Here is a 21,395-nt window from a genome sequence, read left to right on the forward strand (position 1 = left end):
ACCTGGGACACCAGCGACCTCTCCTACGCGCGCCCGCTGACCATGGAGACCGAGCCCGCCACCCGCTGGTAGCGCCCAGTTGATGACCACTACTCGACGGCGAAAGCCGGCGTCGTCGGGTTGCCAACGCCCTCACGCTCGAACTGGGATCGCAGGGCATCACGGTCAACACGATCCCGTCAGGCTTCGTCGACACCCGATGCTGCGCAGGTCTGAATCCCGTGGCGTCCTCGGGAAGGGCGTCGGCCAACACGAGGCGACCACTTCCGTCCGCCGAGTCGGCCAGCCCGAAGACATCGCCGCGGCGTGCGCGTTCCTGGCCCGTGCGGACGCCGGCTACATCACCGGCCAGGTCATCGCGCGCAACTGCGGAAGGACCACCTGACATGGCACGCATCGAACCGCTCACGATCAAGCAGTGGCCGCCGCAGATGCGGGAGGCTCTGGCCGCGATGCTTCCACCCGAGCCGCGCCACCCACGTCCCGTCCGCGAGGACCGGCCGATGTCGAGGAACACGCTCGGAACGCTCGCGCACCACCCGGCGCTGAGCCGGGCGTTCTTCACCTTCAACGGCCACGTCATCATGGCGACCACCCTGTCCGAGCGGCAGCGCGAGTTGCTCGTCCTGCGGGTCGCGACACTGCGACAGTCCGCCTACGAATGGGCGCAGCACATCTACATGGGTCGTGACGCCGGGCTGACCGACGAGGAGATCAGTCGGATCGCCTACGGGCCGGACGCACCCTTCTGGACTCCGCTGGAATCGGCGCTCCTACGCTGCGTCGACGAACTGGTCCGCGACGGCGCGATAAGCGAGCCGACCTGGACCGTGCTCGCCGGCGAACTCGACGCCCAGCAACTGCTCGACGTGATCTTCACCGTGGGCGCCTACGAGACGATCGCCTGGATGATGCGCTCGTTCGACCTTGACCTCGACCCCGAACTGGTCGAGCTGCGGTCGAAGCCCTACGTGGCCCCCGTTCACACCCCCGTCGGGGCTCCCATAGAAAGGCAGGATCTGTGAGCGTCACCGCTACTCCGGTCACCCCTGAGGTCGGCGTTGAGATCACCGGGCTGACCGGTCGCCAGTTCGTCGCCCCGCGCGTCGCCGCCGACTGCCAGGCCGCTCTGGACATCTACGGCGTGGTGGTCTACCGCGAGGCGCATATCGACGATGATGACCTCGTGACCTTCAGCCGGCTGCTCGGCGAGGTCATCCTGGCCCCCATGGGCGGCCTCAAGACCCACCCCGCGATCTCGCCGATCAGCCTCGACCCGACCAACAGCGAGCTGGCCAACTACCGGAGGAGCACGTTCTTCTGGCATATCGACGGCGTCAACGACGACGTGCCGCAGAAGGCGAGCCTCCTCGCCGCGCGCCGCGTCGCTGATGAGGGAGGCGACACCGAGTTCGCCAACACCTAAGCCGCCTACGACGCCCTGCCCGACGACGAAAAGGAGCACCTGGCCGCCCTTCGCGTCGTGCACAGCATGGCCGCGACCCAGCTGCTGTCGTATCCCAACCCCTCCGACAAGCAGCGGGCTGCCTGGGACCAGGTGCCCTCCCGCGAACACCCGCTGGTCTGGACCCGCCGCAGCGGACGCAAGTCGCTGCTCATCGGAGCCACCACCGAGCACGTTGTCGGCCTGCCACCTGACGAAGGCCGCGCCCTGCTCGACCGGCTCCTCGTGTGGTCCGCCCAACCGCGGTTCGTACTCCGTCACCGGTGGCACCCAGGCGACCTGGTGATCTGGGACAACACCGGCATGCTTCACCGAGCCCTGCCCTACGAACCGACTTCCCCTCGGCTGTTGCACCGCACGACCCTGGCTGGCGTCGAGACCATCGCTTGAGCGGACCGGGCCGATGTCTTCGGTGCGGTCTTCGCCTACCTGGACAAGATCCTTCTGATGGCCAGCGAGTGTCTGCGGCGCTGTCTGCTGCATCGGCTGGTTGAAGCGTGCAAATACCTGCCCGGCCGGCGGTCGAGCGCGACAAGGAGGGTGGGGCGCGGCGCGGAAGGACGAGGTGCGCCCGGCGGCACAGGATGACGGGCGACCTGGGTGCCTGGCTGTGCCTCCGGAGGGCAAAGCCGGCTAGGAGCTGAAGCCGCCCAGGGCGGACCTGGGGCCGACGCGGGGTCACTGTGTTAGTGCGGTGACCCCGCATCGGCATCCAGAGGAACTTGCTGGTCGGACTGATGGGCACCCGGCCGGCCGGATGCCCCACCTGCTGTCTTGCACCCATCTGTCCCGCGGCCCCCGTTGCAGCCAGCGAGCTTGACACGAACGACTACGCCAGGCTCCTGGACAGGCGCCTACCAGTAGCCCGGCGCGCCGATCGTGCTGGTCCACAACAACCTAAGCACCCACCGCAGCGCCGCGATGCACGGCTGATCGACGCCCGGCCTGAGCAGACCGCCTACCAGCTTCGGCCAACGGCTCCGAGCTCCACCCTTGTCGAGCGGTCTGGGCCAGATGAAAAGGTCCCTGGCCAACCTGGTCAGCCAGCGTCGATCAGCTCGACGCCCTCGTGGTTAACACCTCGAGTGGATGCAGTACCGTCCACAGCTCTTGGCCGGTTTCGTCGCCAGAACTGGCCTGGACCTCCAACCGCCGACCATCATGGGTTAAAGATCTCCAGTGATGGAGCTGGACTGGATCTTTTTCGTCGCCCGTCAGTCCGCGATTGGAGTGTTGCCGAGGACCTTGTACTCGGCGGGCTGGCCTTTGCTGTCCAGGGTCGTGGACAAGCCGCCAAGGACGCAGACGGCTGGCGCCCCCGGGACGGCCTTGCCGTTGCAACGGTACTTGATTCCGCCGCCGCCGGGCAGGTCCGTCTCTTTCATAGCTTTGATCGTCGACGCGATAGCCGTCGAGGTGATGTCACCGGAGATGCCTTCGACCGCCTGCTGGAAACCGGCAGCGATCATGAACATGATCATGCCGTCCTGGGTGCTGAGGTCGATGTCCTCGCCGTAGGTCTCGGCGACCTGAGTGTAGAGACGCATTGACGGGCTGTCCGGGCCGATCGGCGCGGAGGCGGAAACGATCACGCCATCAAGCGTGCTGCCAGAAACGGCTGCGCGGGTGGCGTCGGTGACGCACTGGGAGATCGCGCTGATGGTGCCAGTGAAACCGACAGCCTTGAGGCCGTTGATCGCGCTGATGCAGAACGAGTCGTTGCCGAGGATGAAGACCTGATCGGAGCCGTTGCCGACGATCTGCTGCATCTGGGGCGTCATGTCGGCTGTGCCGGGTGCGATCCGGAGCAACTCGTAGTCAACGCCGGCCTTCTGGAACAGGGGCGGCGCGACCTCCTGGGCGGAGCGCAGCGCGGCAGGGACGTCGATGACGATCGCGGTGACCTTCTTGTTGCCCATGTCCTTGGCGACCTGGATCGGGAGGTCGATAACGGAGAAGGTTGGGTTTCCTAGTGAGAAGGTCGTCGGGCTGGCGAGGAGATCGGGATCGTCCGAGCCGTAGAGCATGACGGGGATGTGGGCGTCGTTCAGCGGTTTCCAAGCGCTCTCGATGACGGCTGACGTGCCGATGAGGGCGGCGGTGACGCCGTCGTGAACCAGTTCGTTGCCGCAGTCGGTGGCCTTGGACGGGTCCCCCAAGGTTTCGCAGATCGTCAACTCGATGGGGTGGCCGCCGAGCCCCGACTTGTGCTCGTTGATCCACTTGGCGGTGGCCTCGGCCACCCTGTTGTCGTTTCGATGATCAGCGATTGGGCTGGCCCCGTCCGTGATCACGCCGATCTTGACTGGCGTACCAGTGGCCTTCGCGATTGGACCGAGCAGGTCCTCGGAACTCGCGGAGCCGTTGGCCGTGGGGGTGGAGTCGCTCTGCTCGTCGGAGCCGCAGGCCGAGGTGAGGGCCAGTGTCGCGGTCAGGAGGGCGACCAGCGGTAAACCCGCCGCACGGGTGCGCTTCTGCGGGGCTGCGACGGATCGCAGCGATGCGGCCAATGCCCGGTGGGTGACCAGTCTCCTGATGTCTAGCATGTTCCGCCTTGTCGCCAGATGGTATGACTTCGACGAAAGCCGAACCGTGAACGAAAACTGGCTGACGGTTCGGCTGGGAAACTTTTTAAACTCAGGACGGCCTCGAACGTCGCCCAAAGTGGCGCGATCAAAGGCGCTGGAGGCTTGGCGCCTTGAGTCTTGGCGCACCAGAAAGGCCGCGCAGGCCAATTGGAGATGATCGCCAGGTCGAGCGACACCCTACGTGCGCGGTCGAGGAAATCGCCTCAACACGCCTTGGTGGCGCCGAGTGTCATGGCTGTCGGTGAAGGTGCGTCAAACTGGCAGTAGTGCGCCGAGCGGCGGGTCCTCGTGCCGGACGCCACCCATGATTTCCGTCTCGTTGTCAACGCCGAATCACCCACGTCGCCAGTGCCGATCGTTGTCATGACCATCCCCTCTGACGCGCTCCTATAACGTGCGGACGCCCATGCTGTTGTCCGTGGGTCGACGCCGAGCCTCCAGTAGGCGGGCAGGTGAACGGGCAGACAGTCGATTTTCCTCACACTCGCAGCAGGATGTTGCACGTCTGTATAGCAGGATTTTGCGCTACTGTACAGCAGCTGTCGCGGACGCGGTGGAGGACGCCGCATGGCACTGGGGCGGGCGGGCCGAGTGCGGCGCGCGGTCCCTACGAGGACGATGGCATCGGTGAGATGCCCAGCGCCGACCTCCTTGCCGCTGTCGGACTCCGGGCGGCCTGGTCGTCGCGATCGACCTGTTCGAGATCGAAGGCCGCCCGGCCGGCCCGGGCCAGCCCACCGTCGTCGACCTGCGCGACAAGCGCCACCGCCGTACCGCCGCCACAGGCTAGGGCGCCGCCGGCCACGCGTCAGACGGTCAGCGGAGGGCGGACGCCGGGTCACCAAACTGGGCCACGTGCAGGCGCGCGTAGGAGCCGCCCGCGGCCAGAAGTGTTTCGTGCGTGCCCTGCTCGACTATGGTGCCCTCTTCCATGACGACGATGGTGTCGGCGTCGCGGATCGTGGACAGGCGGTGCGCGATGACGAACGCCGTACGGCCTTCGCGCAGCCTGGCCATGGCCTGCTGGATGAGGACTTCGGTGCGGGTGTCGACGGAGCTGGTCGCCTCGTCGAGCACGAGGATCGTGGGCTCGACGAGGAATGCTCGGGCGATAGTGAGCAGCTGCTTCTCTCCGGCGCTGACGCCGGAACCGTCCTCGTCGATCACTGTGTCGTAGCCGGCGGGCAGGGTGCGGATGAACCGGTCGGCGTGGGCTGCTCGCGCCGCGGCGACGATCTGCTCCCGGGTGGCGTCGTGGGCGCCGTAGGCGATGTTGTCGGCGATGGTGCCGCCGAACAGCCAGGTGTCCTGCAGGACCATGCCGATACAAGAACGCAGCCGCTCGCGTGGCAGGACGGCGATGTCGACGCCGTCCAGGGTGATGCGCCCCGCGTCGAGGTCGTAGAACCGCAGGAGCAGGTTGACCAGGGTGGTCTTGCCGGCGCCCGTGGGGCCGACGACGGCGATGGTGTGGCCGGGCTCGGCAACCAGTGACAGGTTCTCGATGAGCGGCCGGGCGGAGCTGTAGCCGAAGGTTACGTCCTCGAACGCCACCCGACCGGTGACCGGCGTCGCCAGAAGGTTCGGCTCGGCGGGGTCCGGCGTCTGCTCGGGCGCGTCGAGGATCTCGTAGATCCGTTCAGCCGAGGCGAGGCCGGACTGCACCATGCCGGCCATGCTCGCCAGATAGACAAGTGGCTGGCTGTACTGGCGCGAGTACTGGATGAACGCCTGGATGTCGCCGACCGTCAGCGCGCCGGCGGCGATCCGTATCCCGCCGACGACCGCCACGAGGACGTAGTTGAGGTTGCTCAGGAACACCATCGCCGGCTGGATGAAGCTTGAGACGGACTGTGCCCGGTAGGCCGTCTCGGTCACCTTGTCGTTTCCCTCGGCGAAGACCTCGGCCGCCTGCCGCTCGCGCCCGAAGGCCTTGACCACCGCGTGGCCGGTGTACATCTCCTCGATGTGGCCGCCCAGGCGCCCGGTCTGTTTCCACTGCTCCTGGTAGAGCGGTTGCGCGCGTCGGGCGACCAGCATCACGACGAGCAGGGACAGCGGGGCGGTGACGAGTGTGATCAGCGCCAGCAGCCACGAGATCCAGAACATCGCGGCCAGCATGCCCGCGATGCTGAACAGCGGGATGACGAGCTGGCTGAGTGTCTGCTGGAGGCTCTGGCTGAGGTTGTCGATGTCGTTGGTGACCCGGCTGAGGATGTCGCCGCGGCGGTGCTGGTCGAAATACGAGACGGGTACCCGCGAGATCTTGACCTCGATCTCTTGGCGGAGCGCGCGGATGACGCGCTGCACGGCGAGGTTGGCCATCCATCCCTGGACGAAGGCGCACAGACCGGCACCCAGGTAGACCAGCGTCGCGTACAGCAGCGTGCGCCCGAGTGTTTCGGTGTCGACGCCGTGACCGGGGACGAAGTCCACGGTGCGCAGCATCCGCGCGATGGTGTCGTGGCCCTGCGCGTTCAGGTCGTCGACGACCTCGGCCCTGGTAGTGCCCGCATCGAGCTCGCGCCCGATGGCGCCGGCCAGCACGAGGTCGGTCGCGCGGCCGAGCAGCCAGGGGCCGGCGGCTGTCAGGACGACGCTGGCGACGGCGAAAACGCCGGTTCCCGCGAGCAAGGCACGCTGCTGGCGTACCGCGTGCCACAGGCGACGGGCCACGGCGCGCGTGTCGGTGGACCGGTCGGGCTGGCGGGGGGCGGGAACCGCGGCGGCCGCGGCTCGGTCGCGGGAGTGTCGGGTCCCTCTCATGCCGCTTCCGCCTCGGTGAGCTGGGACAGCACGATTTCGCGGTAGGTCGCGTTGCCGGCGAACAGCTCGCCGTGGGTGCCGGTACCGACGACCCGGCCCTCGTCGAGCACGACGATGCGGTCGGCGCCGCGGATCGTGTTCACGCGCTGGGCCACGATGATGACAGCCGACCCGGACGTGTGCCGGACCAGGGCCGCCCGCAGTCGCGCGTCGGTCGAGTAGTCCAGGGCGGAGAAAGAGTCGTCGAACAGGTACACGTCGGGCCGGCCGACCAGGGCGCGCGCGATCGCGAGTCGTTGGCGCTGTCCGCCGGACAGGTTCGTGCCGCCCTGCGCGACCGGTGTGTCGAGGCCCTGGGGGAGGGCCTCGACGAACGCGCGTGCCTGGGCGATGTCCAGAGCCCACCATAGGTCGTCGTCGGTGGCGTCGGGATCGCCGTAGCGCAGGTTCGTGGCGACGGTGCCCGAGAACAGGTAAGGGCGCTGGGGGACGTATCCGATGGTCCTGCTCAGCAGGGTCTGGTCGAGGGACCGCGCGTCGACGCCACCGATCAGCACCGCGCCCTCGGAGGGATCAGCCAGTCGGGGGATCAGGCTGAGCAGGGTGCTCTTGCCGCTGCCGGTGCTGCCGATGACCGCGACGGTCTCGCCCCGGCCCGCGGTGATGCTGATGTCGTCGAGGACGGGTGCCTCCGCGCCCGGGTAGCGGAATCCGACGTCACGCAGTTCGACATGCGCGGGGCGGGGGAGAGCAGCTACCGCGGACATGGGCGGGACGACGGTGCTGGCGGTGTCGAGGACCTCGCCGATGCGGCGGGCGCAGACCTGCGCGCGTGGCAGCATCCGCAGCAGGTAGGTCATCATGACGGCGGCCCCGAGGATCTGCAGGACGTAGCCGAGAAACGCCGACAGCGCGCCGACCCCGATCGCGCCCGTCTCGACCCGCGCGGCGCCGAACCAGACCACGGCGACGCTGGCGACGCTGGCGACCGCGGTGACCAGGGGGAACATCAGCGCCATGAGCAGGCCGACGCGCGCGGAGACGTCGGTGAGCCGCGCGTTGGCGGCGTCGAAGCGCGCGTTCTCGCGCTCCTCCTGGACGAAGGCGCGGATGACCCGCAGCCCGATGATCTGCTCGCGCATGATCCGGTTTACCGAGTCTGTCGTGTCCTGCAGGGTGGCCGACAGCGGGGCCATGCGGCGCAGAATCCCCCAGGCCAACCCGCCGAGCACCGGCGCGACCACCGCGAGCAGGAGCGATAGCGGCGCGTCCTGAGCGAGGGCGAACACGACCCCGCCGACGCACATGATCGGCGCGGTGACCATGAACGTGAGCGTCGTCTGTACCAGCATCTGGACCTGTTGGACGTCGTTGGTCGTGCGGACCGTCAGGGACGCGGCCCCGAACCGGTTCAGCTCCCGGGCGGAGAAGGACTGCACCCGGGTGAACAACGACACGCGCAGGTCGCGCGCAAGGTACGAGCCAACCCGCGCCGCGACCCGCGCGGCACCGACGGTGCAGACCAGTTGCGCGAGCGACACGGCGGTCATGAGCGCGCCGAGGCGCCAGATGTAGGCCGTGTCGCCGGTCAGCACGCCTTTGTCGATCACGTCGGCGCTCAGGTCGGGCAGATAGAGCGCGGCGGCGGTCTGGGCGACCTGGAGTAGCGCCACGAGGATCACGGCCCGCTGGTACGGGCGTGTGTAGGGCAGCAGCAGACGAAGCAGCACGGGGCCTCACATCGGCCGTCGGGTAGCGCCCAGACCTCGGTGTGGGCTGGGCGCCTGCGAGACTAGGCCCACGAGGCGGGTTCCATCAAGTTAGATGTATCGTGATTGATGTAAGGTTGGCATGGACGGATTCGAACTGTTCCAGCTCGGTCGCCGGCTGATGAAGCTCGGCGAGCAGGCGATCCCGGAGATCGGGCTCCACCAGATGTCCGCCCCGACCCGTGCGGTCATCTTCGATGTCTTCGCCAACCCCGGCAGCTCGATCTCGGACATCACGGCGCGGGTCCGGTTCCCGCAGAGCCAGGTCTCGGCCTGCGTGGCCCGCCTGCGCGAGGCCGGCGCCGTCGAGACGATCACCGATCCCGCCGACCGCCGCCGGACGCTCGTGCGCCCCACGCAGGAGGCCCTGCGGCGCGCCGAGGACCGGCCCCCCGCCGAGGTCGACGAGGCGCTCGCCGGGGCGATCGGCAGCACCGACCCGGTCGAGATCCAACGGGTGCAGGACGCTCTGGAGACGCTGGCCGGCCTGCTTAACCCGCGTGATCCACGCGGTGACGCGGAGGTTGTCCCAGGGCAGGCGGAGATACCTGCGACCGATACCACCGGTCAGAAGAGTCGCGTCGAGCGGCGCCCTGTCGGCACGCGTCGGGCGGACACGCCCCAGGGCACTCCGCCCGGCGCGCCGTCGGATAGGCGAACAGGCTGACCTCGCCTCTGTGCCGGCCGCAGCCGCGGTAGCGGCGCGCTGAAGCCACCTCATCACCCTTGGCGGGATGAGACCGGCATCAGGGGGCCGAGTGCCAGCGGTGGCGTAGGGCGAAGGCGGCGGCCTTGGGCCGGCGGTCGCGGGTGAAGACGCCCTTCTTGTTGCCGTCGACCCGCATGATGCCGGGCTTGGTGGCGAAGTCGGCGAAGTTCCAGACGTGTTCGCCGACGACGGCGTCGACGCGGTCGAAGACGCGGTGGTTCATCTCCAGGTATTCGACCTGGTACTCCTCGCTCCACGGCTGCGCTGGCAGGGTGTGTAGCCCGGCGACGGTGTCGGCGCCGTACTCGGTGACGATGATGGGCTTGCCGTGTGCCGCCCAGGCCTCGAGTTCGGCCTGCCAGTTGGCCTCGGCGCCGGCCAGGTCGCCGGTGTTCAGGTACCAGCCCCAGTAGCGGTTGAGCATGACCACGTCGGTCAGCGGGATGAGCAGGTCCCTGTCCGGCCCGGCGAGCAGCATGTTCACGTAGCCGACCGGCCGAGTGGGATCGAGCTTGCGGGCCAGGGTGAACAGCGGCTCGAAGTACTCCACTGAGGCTTGGGTGGTGGATTCCGGCTCGTTCGCGACGCACCACAGCACGACACTCGGGTGATTCTTGTCGCGGGCCACGAGTTCGCGGATGGCCTGGGCGTGGACCTCGCGGCTGGCGTCGTTGATGGTCTCGGGGGAGAAGGTGGGGTACGAGCCGCCGCCCACGATGCCGCCGGAGATGGAGGTGTTCTGGCCGACGGCGGCGGTCTCGTCGATGACGACGATGCCGTGCCGGTCGGCGTGGTCGAGGACCTCTTCGGCGTAGGGGTAGTGCGATGTGCGGAACGAGTTCGCGCCGGTCCACTCCATCAGCGCGAAGTCGTGGACCATGAAGGCGTCGTCGTGGCCCTTGCCGCGGACGGGCAGGTCTTCGTGCCGGCCGAACCCGGTGAAGTAGAACGGCTCCCCGTTGATCAGGAACTGTGTTCCCCGGACCTCCACGGTGCGCACGCCGACGGGGAGCGAGTAGGTGTCGACCACCTCGACGCCGTCGACGAGCTCCACGCGCAGGTCGTACAGATAGCCCTCGCCAGGTCGCCACGGGTGTACGTCGGCCACCGTGAGAACGCCGTGCGTCCCGGTGGCCTGGGCAACCTCGGTTCCCTCGCCGTCGGACAACACCGCCCGCACGGTCAGGCCGTCACCGCCGGTCACGTCGACCTGGTAGTCGACGGCGCCCTCGGTGTCCGTGAGTCCTGTCACGACGGTGACGTCGGTGATGTGTGCTGGCGGCGTGCTGTACAGCCAGACGGGTCGGTGCAGGCCGGCGTAGTTGAAGAAGTCGTGGAAGTAGATCTGCTGCCGGCCGGCGGGGGTGTCCTGGACGACACCCGGAGGGACCGACTGCCAGGTCAGCTCGTTGTTGACCACCGCCGTCACGCGGATCTCGCCGCCTGGCGGCGCCTGCGCGGTGATGTCGGCCTCGAACGGGGTGTAACCGCCCTCGTGTTGGGCGACCTCGACGTCGTCGACCCAGACGACGGCGCGATGGGTGGCCGAATCGAAGCGCAGCACCACCCGCTGCCCCGCCCAGCCTCGGGGCACCCGCACGGTCGTCTGGTACCAGGCGTCCCCGACGTGGTCGCGAGCCGCGGCGTCGGCGAACACGTCGTTGTAACTGGCCGGCACCGGGACCTCCCGCGCCTCGGCCAGCCGGCGGCGCCACCACCCAGCCTCGCGGCCGGCCCGCTCCGGATCGAGGCGGAACAGCCAGAGACCTTCGACGCGCCGGCGTTCACGGGTGGCACTGTCCTGGGGACGCAGCATCGGAGTCCTTCCGCGATGAGACTCGGGACCGTAGCGGGCACCCGGTCCACGCTGAGGGTGCCGGGGCTGGTCCCTGTCGGTTCGGCGCGACGTCTGCGCAGTAGGTCACATGGCCATCCGGGGGGCAATCGGTTGCCAGCAGTTGCCGTAGGCGTCGCGGAAACGTGCCGTGGGCTGCGGGTTCTCCGCGGGAACCAGTTGCCGCGATGGCCGCGGGCGCATACCGTTGCCGCCCTAGGCCCCAGCCGAAGGGCACGCGGCGACGGCAAAGCCCCGTATGCCCGGAGGCTCTACGACCACGAGGCCTCGGGAGTCCAACGATGGCAGACTTAAGCGCGCCGTCAGCACCGCGCGTTGTGACGATCTACGATGTGGCCCGAAGCGCGGGTGTTGCCGCCTCGACCGTCTCTCGCGCCTTCTCTCGCCCGGGTCGGGTGAACGCCGCGACCGCCGAACGCATCCGGCGCATCGCCGACGAGCTCGGCTACCGCGCGAACCCGGTCGCGCGGGCGCTGTCCACCGCCCGCACCAACATGATCGCCGTGGTCATCCTGGACATCGCCAACCCCTTTTACGCGGAGATTGTCCGCGGCGCGCAGGCCGCGGCCGCGGCCGCCGGCTATACGGTTGTCCTGGCCGACGCTCAGGAGTCGGACCGGCTGGAGCGCTCCGCGCTGGAGCGCGCGGTGACCGCGGTGGACGGGATCGTCCTCGCAAGTTCCCGGATGTCCGACTCGGCCATCCGAATGATTTCCAAGCAGAAGCCGGTGGTGGTGCTCAACCGGGCGGTCGTGGATGTCCCGTGTGTGGTGACGGACAACGCACGCGGGGCGCGCCTCGCCTTGGAGCACCTCGGCGCGCTCGGGCACGACCACGTCACCTACGTCGCCGGGCCGGAGGCGTCCTGGGCGGACGGGATGCGCTGGCGGTCGTTACGGGAGGCGGCCGCCGAGCTGTCGCTCCGCGTCCGCCGGATCGGCCCTTTCGCTCCCGATGTGCCCGGCGGCATTCGTGCCGCCGAACAGCTGGCCGCCGCGCCGGTGTCCGCGGTGGTCGCCTACAACGACCAGCTGGCCATCGGCCTCGTCCAGGGCCTGGCCACCCGCGGGATACGGGTCCCAGGGGAGGTCAGCGTGATCGGCTTCGACAACATCGCCGCCGCGGGCCTCGTCACTCCCGGGCTCACGACGGTGGCCGCGCCTCTCTATGCCCTCGGGGTTACGGCGACCCGGCACGTCCTTTCAATGATCGAGGGTGGTCGTGGTCACACTGGCCCGCCGGCTGTACTGCCGGTACGCCTGATGGCCCGCTCCTCCACCGCCGAGCCATACCGTGTCACCTCTCCCCGCCGCCGTGAGCGAGCCGTGGCCGCCGCACCGCTGGCCTAGCGTCTAGCGCAGCCGGAAGAGGATCTCGCCGGCGTCGGGGACGACGAACGTCGCCGGGTCGGCGTGCGCGGCGGTGACGTCCACCGCGGCCGGGTTCACATAGTCGAGGTTCACCGCGCGGACCACGTCCTCGGGAATGCCGGTCGCCAGGGTCACCCGCACCCGGCATCTTTCTCCGACAAGCTCGTCGTAGGTACCGGCGCCCCGCAGATGGGTGGAGTGAGCGAGCACGCCCCGAGGCACGTGCCGGTAGCGGTCCCACTGCTTCACGAAGTAGTCGCGGCAGTGGTAGCCGATGTCCAGGATCTCCGGATGCGTGCCGGCGACCTGCGTGATGTGCGGGGCGTAGAGGATGACCTCGCCGCCGTCGGCGACGACGGGCTCGAGCTTGTAGAAGCCCTTGGCCGCGGTCCAGATGTCGTCGTACTTCTCGGGCATGACGGCCAGCACCCGCTGGACGGGAGCGTCCAGATACTGGACGTGGGTCTCGGCGGAGACCTGCGCGGCCGCCGCCCATGCCGCCTTTGGCTCGCCGAAGGCCGCCGCGTGCAGCGCCCCGCTGCCGGACCGCGCCACGACGCAGAGCGCCAGGGTCGTGGCCGGGATCAGCGCCGCCGCCTCGTCGATGAGTGCGCGGACGGGCGTCGTCCCAGGTGTGCCGATGATGCCGGCGCTGGTGATCAGGGCGCCCAGCCAGTGGGAGAGGTCGATCACCTCCGGCCCCGCGACTCCGGGGAAGAAGTACTTGTTGCCGCCGGAGAAGCCCACGACCTCATGCGGGAAGACCGGGCCGACCACGAGGGCGACCTCGTGCTCCACGACGGCCCGGTTCAGCCGCACGGTCACGCTCTCGCGCAGCCGCCCCTGGGAAAGTTCCGCCACCCGCTTTGCGGGGATCGTGCCAAGGGAGACGAACGTCCGGGGATCCCACCACTCGTGGTTGTGGACGCTCATTCCCGGATAGCGGGCACCGATGTCCCCAGGTGGGTGGCCCAGGTGACGGGCAAGCTGGGCCTCGGACATCGCCGCGTGAGTACCAAGCGCGACGAGCACGGTCAGCCGGCTCACCCGGCCGGCCAGCGCCCCGTGCACCGCCGAGAGCAGGAGTGGCAGCGGGCAGCTGCGGGTCCCGTCCGGGACGATGACGCAGACGCTCCGCCCCTCGAGGTCACACGCGTCGAGCTGGGCGTGGACGAACGCGGTGACCCGGTCCTCGGAGAGCGACTCGCCGACGCCTCCAAGAACCGCCACTGTGCCGGGTTGGAGGCAGCCCGGGGCGCTGGTTCCTGGAGCGGCTGGCTCCGCCGTGGGAGTGATGGTCGGGGCCATGTCTCTCACCGTGCGCCGGGTCTACGGCCAAGACAAGGAGGTGATGGCAACAGACGGCAACCCACGCTGTCACCGTCACCCGCGGTCGACCGCGCCGCCGCCACCACCGCGTCGCCATGGCAGAGACAACAGGTGGCAATCCATTGCCGCCCGTTTCGACAGGCCCCAACGATGCCGCTATGTCCGTCTCCGCCGGCCTGGTTCGGCATCCCGACCGGCTGTTGCCAGTAGAACCGAGTGTCCGCGCCATCGCCCGGCGGCTGTATGGCTCCGTCCGCGACCTGCCGATCGTGTCTCCGCACGGCCACGTCGACGCCCGGCTGCTCGCTGACGATGCGCCGTTCCCGGACCCGTCGGCGCTGCTGGTCACTCCCGACCACTACGTGACCCGGTTGCTGCACGCCAGTGGCGTTCCGCTGGGCGATCTCGGTGTCGGGCGTGGGCCGCTGCCGGAGGAGGAGTCCAGGCGGGTCTGGCGCCGGGTCTGCGCGCGCTGGCACGTCTTCCGGGGCACGCCCGTCCGGTACTGGCTTGAGGCGGAGCTCGCCGAGGTCTTCGACGTCCAGGAACGCCCCACCGCCGAGAACGCGGACGCGATCTACGACCAGGTCGCCACCTGCCTGGCCAAGGACACGTACCGCCCACGGGGCCTGTTCGAACGATTCGGCATCGAGGTGCTCGCCACGACCGACGACCCGTGCGACGACCTTGCGCCGCATGCGCGGCTGGCCGCTGACCCTGCCTTCACCGGCAGGGTGCTGCCCGCCTTCCGCCCCGACCGCTACCTGGAGGCCACGCGGCCCGACTGGCTGGCGGCCGTCGCGCGGCTGGGCGAGGTCGCCGACACCGACACCGGCAGCTACCGCGGCTGGGTGGCGGCCATGGAACAGCGACGGGCCTACTTCGTCCGCCACGGGGCGACCTCGACCGACCACAGCCACGACGACGTCGGCACCGAGCCGCTCGCGGCTGCCGAGGCCGAGCGGATCTACCGCGCCGCGCTGACCGGGAACGCCACGGCGAGGGAGGGTGCCGCGTTGCGGCGGCACATGCTGCTGGAGATGGCGCGCATGTCGTGCGACGACGGGCTGACGATGATGCTGCACCCGGCGGTGCGTCGCGGCCATCATCGACCGACGCTTACGGCCTACGGCCCGGACACCGGGCATGACATCCCGATCCGCGTCGAGTTCACCGACGCGCTGCGGCCACTGCTGGAACGGTTCGGAACCCATCCGAACCTGCGCCTGGTGCTGTTCACCCTCGACGAGACGACGTACTCCCGCGAACTCGCCCCGCTGGCCGGCTTCTACCCGTCGGTCTACCTGGGGGCCCCCTGGTGGTTCCTGGACGCGCCCGACGCCGTGCTGCGCTTCCGCGCCGCGGTCACCGAGACGACCGGGTTCACCCGCACCGCGGGCTTTATCGACGACGCCCGCGGCTTCTGCTCGATCCCGGTCCGCCACGACATGGCCCGGCGCCTCGACAGCGGCTTCCTCGCCCGGCTCGTCGCCGAGCACCGGCTGGACGAGGACGAGGCGCTTGACGTCCTCGCCGACCTCGTCACCGGCCGGCCGCGCGCCGTCTTCCGGCTGTGACCGGCGCGGCGCGGCGGCTACGCCGCGACGGCCCGGCGGCGCCGGTCAGAATCGTGCACCTTGGCCTGGGCAGCTTCTTCCGCGCCCACCAGGCCTGGTACACCGACCGGGCGAGCGACGCGGACGGCTGGGGCATCGCCGCGTTCACCGGCCGGCGCCCGGACGTCGCCGACGCGCTGGCCGCCCAGGACGGCCTCTACACCCTGGTGACCCGCGGCGCCGACACCGACGACTTCGCCGTGGTCCGTTCGGTTTCCCGGGCGTACCCCGGCACTGACCACGAGGCGTGGCTCCACCACCTTGGCACCCCGGACGTGCGGGTTGTCACCCTCACCGTCACTGAGGCCGGCTACCGGCGCGGCGTGGGCGGCGGTCTCGACACCGCCGACCCGCGCATCGTCGCCGACCTCGCGGCGCTGCGCGCCGACCCAGCCGCCCCCGTCTCGTCGGCGCCCGCCCGCCTCGTGGCCGGCCTGCTGGCACGGCGGTACCGGGACGCCGGGCCGCTGACCCTCGTACCCTGCGACAACCTGCCAGGCGCCGGTTCCGTGCTGGCCGCCGCGCTGCGCGATCTTGCGGCCGACGTCGACAGCAGCCTGCCCGTATGGATCGACGGGCAGATCCGTGTGGCGACGACGGTGGTCGACCGGATCACCCCCCGGCCGACCGACGCCGACCGGCGGGCGGTGCTGTCCGTCACCGGGGTGGACGACCGCGGCCCCGTGGTGACGGAGCCGTTCAGCGAGTGGGTGCTGGCGGGGGAGTTCCCTGGCGGGCGGCCCGCCTGGGAGAGTGCCGGGGCGGTGTTCACCGACGACGTCACCCCGTTCGAGGACCGCAAGCTCTGGCTGCTCAACGGAGCTCACTCGCTGCTGGCCTACGCTGGCCCGGCGCGAGGCCACGCCACCGTCGCCGAGGCCGTGGCCGACCCGGTCTGCCGCGGCTGGCTGGGTCAGTGGTGGGACACCTGCGGGCCGCACCTGGCGCTGCCGGCAGCGGATGTCGCCGTCTACCGGGAGGCGCTGCTCGCGCGGTTCGCCAACCCCCGGATCCGCCACGAGCTGGCGCAGATCGCCGCCGACGGCTCGCAGAAGCTCCCCGCGCGCATCCTGCCCGTGCTGCGGCGCGAGCGTGCGCACGGCCGGCTGCCAGGCGTCGCCGTCACCGCGCTCGCCGCCTGGGTCGCGCACCTGCGGGGAGCCGGCCCGCCGGTCACCGACGTCCGCGCCGCCCAGCTCGTGCCGCTGGCCGCCGACGTCCTCACCGACGCCGTGCCCAGGCTGCTCGCGACCCTCGACCCGGCTCTGCCGGACGACGCGGACCTTGTCGGCGCCGTGAAGGTCCGAGCGTCGTCCCTCGCCGCTCGGGCGGGGGCGGCGTAGACCAGATGCCGGGGCCGGCGTGCTCGACGGCTCGGCAGGCCACAGGGTCGGTAGGCAACTGGCGGCAACCGCTTGGTACGACGGGCAGGTGTGCGGGCCAATGAGGTCGGGTCAACGTGGATCGAGAGGTGACATGACCAGGACCGACTTCACCGCGCTGCCGGCCGACGACTCCGGGTTCAACGCCCTTGGGCGGCTGCCCATGCACGCGCTGCGGCGGGCGCCCGAGGTCGAGCTCGACGGCACGTGGGAGTTCCAGCTCCTCGACAGCCCGACCGCGCCGATCAGCGAAACCTGGAAGACCGTGGAAGTGCCCGGCCTATGGACCATGTGGGAGGACGCCGACCCGCCGCACTACACCAACGTCCAGATGCCGTTCGACGACATGCCGCCGCGTGTGCCCGCGCGCAACCCCACGGGGATCTACCGGCGCTCCTTCGAGCTGCGCCCGGCCGAGGGCCGCCGCGTCGTGCTGCACGTCGGCGCCGCCGAGGGACTGCTGCGGGCGTTCGTGAACGGGCGTCCGGTCGGGGTCAGCGCCGACTCGCATCTGGCAGCCGAGTTCGACGTCACCGAGGCATGCGCGGCGAGCCCCGCTGGGCCGCACACGGTCGAGCTGGTGGTATCCAAGTGGTCGTCGGTCTCCTACCTGGAGGACCAGGACCAGTGGTGGCAGTCGGGCCTGTCCCGCTCGGTGTACCTCTACACCGTGCCGGAGACCCGGCTGGCCGACCTCACGGTCGTCGCCGACTTCGACCCGGCCACCCGGCGCGGTGCGCTGCGCGTCGAGGTGTCCACCGCCGGGCTGGAATACCTGGACGAGGGCGGCTGGTCGATATGCGTCGACGTCCTCGGCCGTGACGAGACCGTGCCGGTCGCCCCGCGCCGCCCCGCGCCGCGGCTCCCACCACTCACGGACGACCGGACGAGCCGACCGGCGACGATGATCCCGCCCGACCTCATGGACCTGCCGTCGCTGCTCGCCGCGGACGCCCCCATCCCGCCGGCCTGGGTGCCGGCGGCTCCGATGATGCGCCAGTCCCTCGCGCCGGCGCCCGTGGCCGGGACCGCCGTCCTCGACCTCGACGACCTGGCCGTCGAGCCCTGGTCGGCGGAGAACCCTCACCTGGAGGAGATCGTGGTCCGGCTCGCGGGGCCGGACGACACCGTCGTGGACGAGGTTGCCACGCGGGTCGGCTTCCGCCGGGTGCGGGTCGAGGGCCGCGACCTGCTGGTCAACGGTCGGCGGATCCTGGTCCAGGGCGTGAACCGGCACGACATCGACCCCAGGACCGGGCGTGTCGTCACGGCGGAGCGGATGCTCGCCGAGCTGTCGCTGCTTAAGCGATTCAACGTCAACGCGATCCGCACGTCGCACTACCCGAATGACCCGCTCTTCCTCGACCTCTGCGACGAGATCGGTTTCTACGTGGTCGACGAAGCGGACATCGAGGCCCACGCCTTCGCCCCCGCGGTCTGCGACGACCCGCGCTACCTGCCAGCCTTCCTCGAGCGGGTGTCGAGGATGGTGCTGCGCGACCGCAACCACCCGTGCGTCATCGCCTGGTCCCTGGGCAACGAGACCGGCTATGGCGCGAACCACGACGCCGCGGCCGGCTGGCTGCGCCGCTTCGAGCCGACCCGGCCGCTGCACTACGAGGGTGCGATCTCGCTGGACTGGCACGGCGGGCACGCCGCGACCGACCTCGTGTGCCCGATGTACCCGTCATTCGAGAGCCTGGCGGCGTACTGCGCCGACCCGCGCGCGGACCGGCCCGTCATCCTGTGCGAGTACGCGCACTCCCAGGGCAACTCCACCGGCGGCCTCGCCGACTACTGGGACCTGTTCGAGACGCTGCCCGGCCTGCAGGGCGGCTTCCTCTGGCAGTTCACCGACCACGCCCTCGACCCCGACGGCGACGGCCGGTACCGCTACGGCGGCGACTTCGGCGACGTACCCAACGACGGGACCATATTGCTCAACGGAGTCGTCTTCGCCGACCTCACGCCCCAACCCGCCCTGTACGAGGCGCGCGGCCTGTTCAGCCCGGTGCGGATCGTCTCCGACGCCGCGGCGGCGCTCGCCGGGACCGTCACGATCCGCAACCGTCAGACGTTCAACGACCTGAGCGCCTACACCTTCGAGCTTCACGTGGAGACCGGCGAGCCACCGGACCCTGTGGCCATAGAGGTGGGCGAGGTCCCCGCCGGAGCGGCGGCGACTGTCGACCTCCCCGAGGCGGTCCGCGAGCAGCTCAAGACATCGTCGTCGCCGCCGCTGGCCCTGACCCTGACCGCGCGGACCAGGAACGCCGCGCGGTGGGCACCGGCGGAAACGGCCGTCGCCATCCACCAGGTGGTTTTTCCGCGTCCCGCGCCGCCGGTCGCCACGGCCGTGCCCGCCGCGCTTCCCGAGGACGGCGACGGGGAGCTCGCGCACCCGCTGCTGCGGGCCGCGCCACGCCTGTGCCTGTGGCGGGCGCTCACCGACACCGACCGGTCCTTCGCGCTCGACCAGCGTTTCGTCCGCTCCGGCTTCTTCCGGCTCACCCCGGCGAGCGTCACCGTCGAGGCGGCCGGGAAGGGCCTGGTGGTCGCCACCACCGTCTACCGCACCGCGTTCGACACGGAGATCGTGCACCGCCGCGAGATCGTCGCCCTCGCCGAACCGGGCCGGCCGTTCGCCGAGTACCAGCTCACCGAGCAGGTCCGCCTGCCCGACGACACCGAGGACGCGCTCCGGGTGGGTGTCGAGTTCGAGCTGGTCGACGGCTTCGACGAGGCCCGATGGGTGGGCCTCGGGCCGTGGGAGAACTACCCGGACCGCCGCGCGTCCGCCCTGCTCGGCCACTGGCGCAGCCGGATCGACGACCTCGCCGTGCCCTACGTGTGGCCACAGGAGAACGGCGGGCGCGGCGAGGTCACCGAACTGCGACTGACCGGCCCCGCGGGCACGGTCAGCACCATCCACGAGACCCCGCTGCAGATGGCCGTGAGCCGCTACCGCGTCGAACAGTTCGAAGCGGCGCGGCACTGGTGGCGGCTCCCGCCCAGTGGCGCCACGGTGGTGCACCTCGACGTCGCGCATCGCGGGCTGGGGACCGCCGTGGTCGGTCCCGACACCCGGCCCCGGCACCGGCTGACCGGTCACGAGTACGCCTGGGTATGGCGCCTGCGCCTCGAGGCGACGCCACCGCGCTGACGCGGCGCGGCGGCGGGCGTCACGCCGGTGCCGGACCACGCGACCGGCCCAGCAGCCCTGCCGACCCTCGTCTTCGGGAGGAGACGCGGCGCTCGAAGCCGGCGGCGGGACGGTGTAACCAACAAAGATCCAGACTCAGGAGGCCAGCCGGCCATGTCTTCCTTTCCCAAGGGGTTCCTCTGGGGCGCCGCCACCGCGCCGCACCAGGTCGAAGGCGGCAACATCGCCAGCGACATGTGGCGCAGCGAGTGGTCGGAGGGCTCGCCGTTCCACGAGCCGTCGGGGGATGCCTGCGACCACTACCACCGCTATCCCGAGGACATCGCCACCCTCGCCGGGCTGGGCCTGAACGCCTACCGGTTCGGCGTCGAGTGGGCGCGGATCGAGCCGGAGGACGGGTTCTTCTCCCGGGCCGCGCTCGACCACTACCGGCGGATGGTCGGCACCTGCCTGGAGCAGGGCGTCAAGCCGGTCGTGACGTACAACCACTTCACCACGCCCCGCTGGTTCGCCTCGGCCGGCGGCTGGGACGGCCCCGGCGCGGCCGACCGGTTCGCCCGGTACGCGGCTCGGGTGACCGAGCACATCGGTGACCTGGTGCCGTGGGTGTGCACCATCAACGAGGCGAACCTGATCTCCCTGATGGTGCACACCCGGTTCGCTCCGGCCGCGTCCCGGGAGGACAGCCTGGGCCTGTCGGAACACACCGGGCTCCCGGACCCGCAGGCGCCGGCGCCCCCGCCCGTCGGCTGGCCCTCCTACAACCTTGAGGTGATGGCCAAGGCACACCGCAAGGCGGTCGATGCCATCAAGTCCGGACCGGGTAACCCCGCGGTCGGCTGGACACTGGCCCTCGTCGACCTGCAGGCCGCCGAAGGCGGCGAGGCCCGCTGCGCGGCCGCGCGCCAGGCGACGCTGCTCGACTGGCTCCAGGTGTCCCGAGACGACGACTTCGTCGGCGTCCAGTCCTACACCAGGGAGCGGATCGGGCCTGGTGGGCTGCTGCCGGTCCCGGAGGGGGCGGCCACGACGCAGACCGGCTGGGAGGTCTACCCGCCGGCCCTCGGGCACTCCGTACGGCTCGCGGCGGAGCAGACCGGGGTGCCCGTGCTCGTGACCGAGAACGGGATGGCCACCGACGACGACGACGCCAGGATCTCCTACACCCGGGCCGCCCTGGAGGGGCTCGCCGGCTGCGTCGCCGACGGCGTCGACGTGCGCGGCTACCTGCACTGGACGCTGCTGGACAACTTCGAGTGGACGTCGGGCTACGCGATGACCTTCGGACTGATCGCCGTCGACCGGACGACGTTCGCGCGCACGGTCAAGCCCTCCGCCCGCTGGCTCGGCGAGGTCGCCCGCGCGGGCGGCCCGTTCTGATCA

Annotated in this window: 12 protein-coding genes and 2 pseudogenes; 9 read left to right on the top strand and 5 right to left on the bottom strand. The window is 70.3% G+C overall.

The annotated features are described in order from the left end of the window. Positions 1–87 precede the first annotated feature (87 nt). The 3 genes and pseudogenes from I6A81_RS14015 to I6A81_RS14025 all read left to right on the top strand — a co-directional run. Positions 88–385, top strand: a pseudogene (locus I6A81_RS14015) (SDR family oxidoreductase); the annotation flags it as partial. 1 nt (position 386) lies between these two features. After that, a complete protein-coding gene (locus I6A81_RS14020) occupies positions 387–1,025 on the top strand; it encodes a carboxymuconolactone decarboxylase family protein (protein WP_203002530.1) in 639 nt (212 codons plus the stop codon). Then, positions 1,022–1,855 (top strand): annotated as a pseudogene (locus I6A81_RS14025) (TauD/TfdA dioxygenase family protein). The gene I6A81_RS14020 and the pseudogene I6A81_RS14025 overlap by 4 nt, the downstream one beginning before the upstream one ends. Before the next feature lie 824 nt (positions 1,856–2,679). Here the strand turns inward: I6A81_RS14025 and I6A81_RS14030 are convergent. From I6A81_RS14030 to I6A81_RS14040, 3 genes are all read right to left on the bottom strand, one after another. Then, positions 2,680–4,011 (bottom strand): ABC transporter substrate-binding protein, encoded by a 1,332-nt coding sequence (locus tag I6A81_RS14030; RefSeq protein WP_203002531.1) that lies wholly within the window; start codon positions 4,009–4,011, stop codon positions 2,680–2,682. Positions 4,012–4,869: 858 nt separating this feature from the next. Beyond that, on the bottom strand, positions 4,870–6,819 hold the full coding sequence (locus I6A81_RS14035; RefSeq protein ID WP_203002532.1) for an ABC transporter ATP-binding protein: 1,950 nt from the start codon (positions 6,817–6,819) through the stop codon (positions 4,870–4,872). Continuing rightward, positions 6,816–8,549 carry an ABC transporter ATP-binding protein gene (locus I6A81_RS14040; RefSeq protein ID WP_203002533.1) on the bottom strand — a complete coding sequence of 578 codons (1,734 nt, stop codon included), beginning with the start codon at positions 8,547–8,549 and terminating at the stop codon, positions 6,816–6,818. Before I6A81_RS14040 ends, I6A81_RS14035 begins: the two co-directional genes overlap by 4 nt. A gap of 121 nt (positions 8,550–8,670) precedes the next feature. Between I6A81_RS14040 and I6A81_RS14045 the strand changes: the two genes are divergently transcribed. Then, positions 8,671–9,255: a MarR family winged helix-turn-helix transcriptional regulator gene (locus I6A81_RS14045; protein ID WP_203002534.1), complete on the top strand. Its 585-nt coding sequence runs from the start codon at positions 8,671–8,673 to the stop codon at positions 9,253–9,255. A 79-nt stretch (positions 9,256–9,334) separates the two neighbouring features. On the opposite strand, the gene uidA is transcribed toward I6A81_RS14045, so the two are convergent. Continuing rightward, positions 9,335–11,113, bottom strand: coding sequence for a beta-glucuronidase (uidA, locus tag I6A81_RS14050; protein WP_203002535.1), 1,779 nt, complete (start codon positions 11,111–11,113; stop codon positions 9,335–9,337). Positions 11,114–11,433: 320 nt separating this feature from the next. Here uidA and I6A81_RS14055 point away from each other — a divergent pair, with 320 nt between their 5' ends. After that, positions 11,434–12,501 carry a LacI family DNA-binding transcriptional regulator gene (locus tag I6A81_RS14055; protein ID WP_203002536.1) on the top strand — a complete coding sequence of 356 codons (1,068 nt, stop codon included), beginning with the start codon at positions 11,434–11,436 and terminating at the stop codon, positions 12,499–12,501. 3 nt (positions 12,502–12,504) lie between these two features. On the opposite strand, the gene I6A81_RS14060 is transcribed toward I6A81_RS14055, so the two are convergent. After that, entirely contained in the window at positions 12,505–13,830 is a 1,326-nt protein-coding gene (locus I6A81_RS14060; protein WP_203002537.1) for a lactate racemase domain-containing protein, read from the bottom strand. 179 nt (positions 13,831–14,009) lie between these two features. On the opposite strand from I6A81_RS14060, the gene uxaC reads away from it, so the two are divergent. The 4 genes from uxaC to I6A81_RS14080 all read left to right on the top strand — a co-directional run bounded on the left by uxaC (position 14,010) and on the right by I6A81_RS14080 (position 21,392). After that, positions 14,010–15,428, top strand: coding sequence for a glucuronate isomerase (gene uxaC, locus I6A81_RS14065; protein WP_203002538.1), 1,419 nt, complete (start codon positions 14,010–14,012; stop codon positions 15,426–15,428). Between the two features lie 53 nt (positions 15,429–15,481). Next, the gene (locus I6A81_RS45550) at positions 15,482–16,810 is read left to right on the top strand and encodes a mannitol dehydrogenase family protein (protein ID WP_307874653.1); all 1,329 of its coding nucleotides are present in this window, start codon (positions 15,482–15,484) and stop codon (positions 16,808–16,810) included. Positions 16,811–16,943: 133 nt separating this feature from the next. Continuing rightward, on the top strand, positions 16,944–20,012 hold the full coding sequence (locus I6A81_RS14075) for a glycoside hydrolase family 2 TIM barrel-domain containing protein (protein ID WP_203002540.1): 3,069 nt from the start codon (positions 16,944–16,946) through the stop codon (positions 20,010–20,012). A 153-nt stretch (positions 20,013–20,165) separates the two neighbouring features. Next, positions 20,166–21,392: a glycoside hydrolase family 1 protein gene (locus tag I6A81_RS14080; protein WP_203002541.1), complete on the top strand. Its 1,227-nt coding sequence runs from the start codon at positions 20,166–20,168 to the stop codon at positions 21,390–21,392. Positions 21,393–21,395 lie beyond the last annotated feature (3 nt).

The sequence above is a fragment of the Frankia nepalensis genome (genome assembly GCF_016786325.1).
GTDB classification, from domain to species: Bacteria; Actinomycetota; Actinomycetes; order Frankiales; family Frankiaceae; genus Pseudofrankia; species Pseudofrankia nepalensis.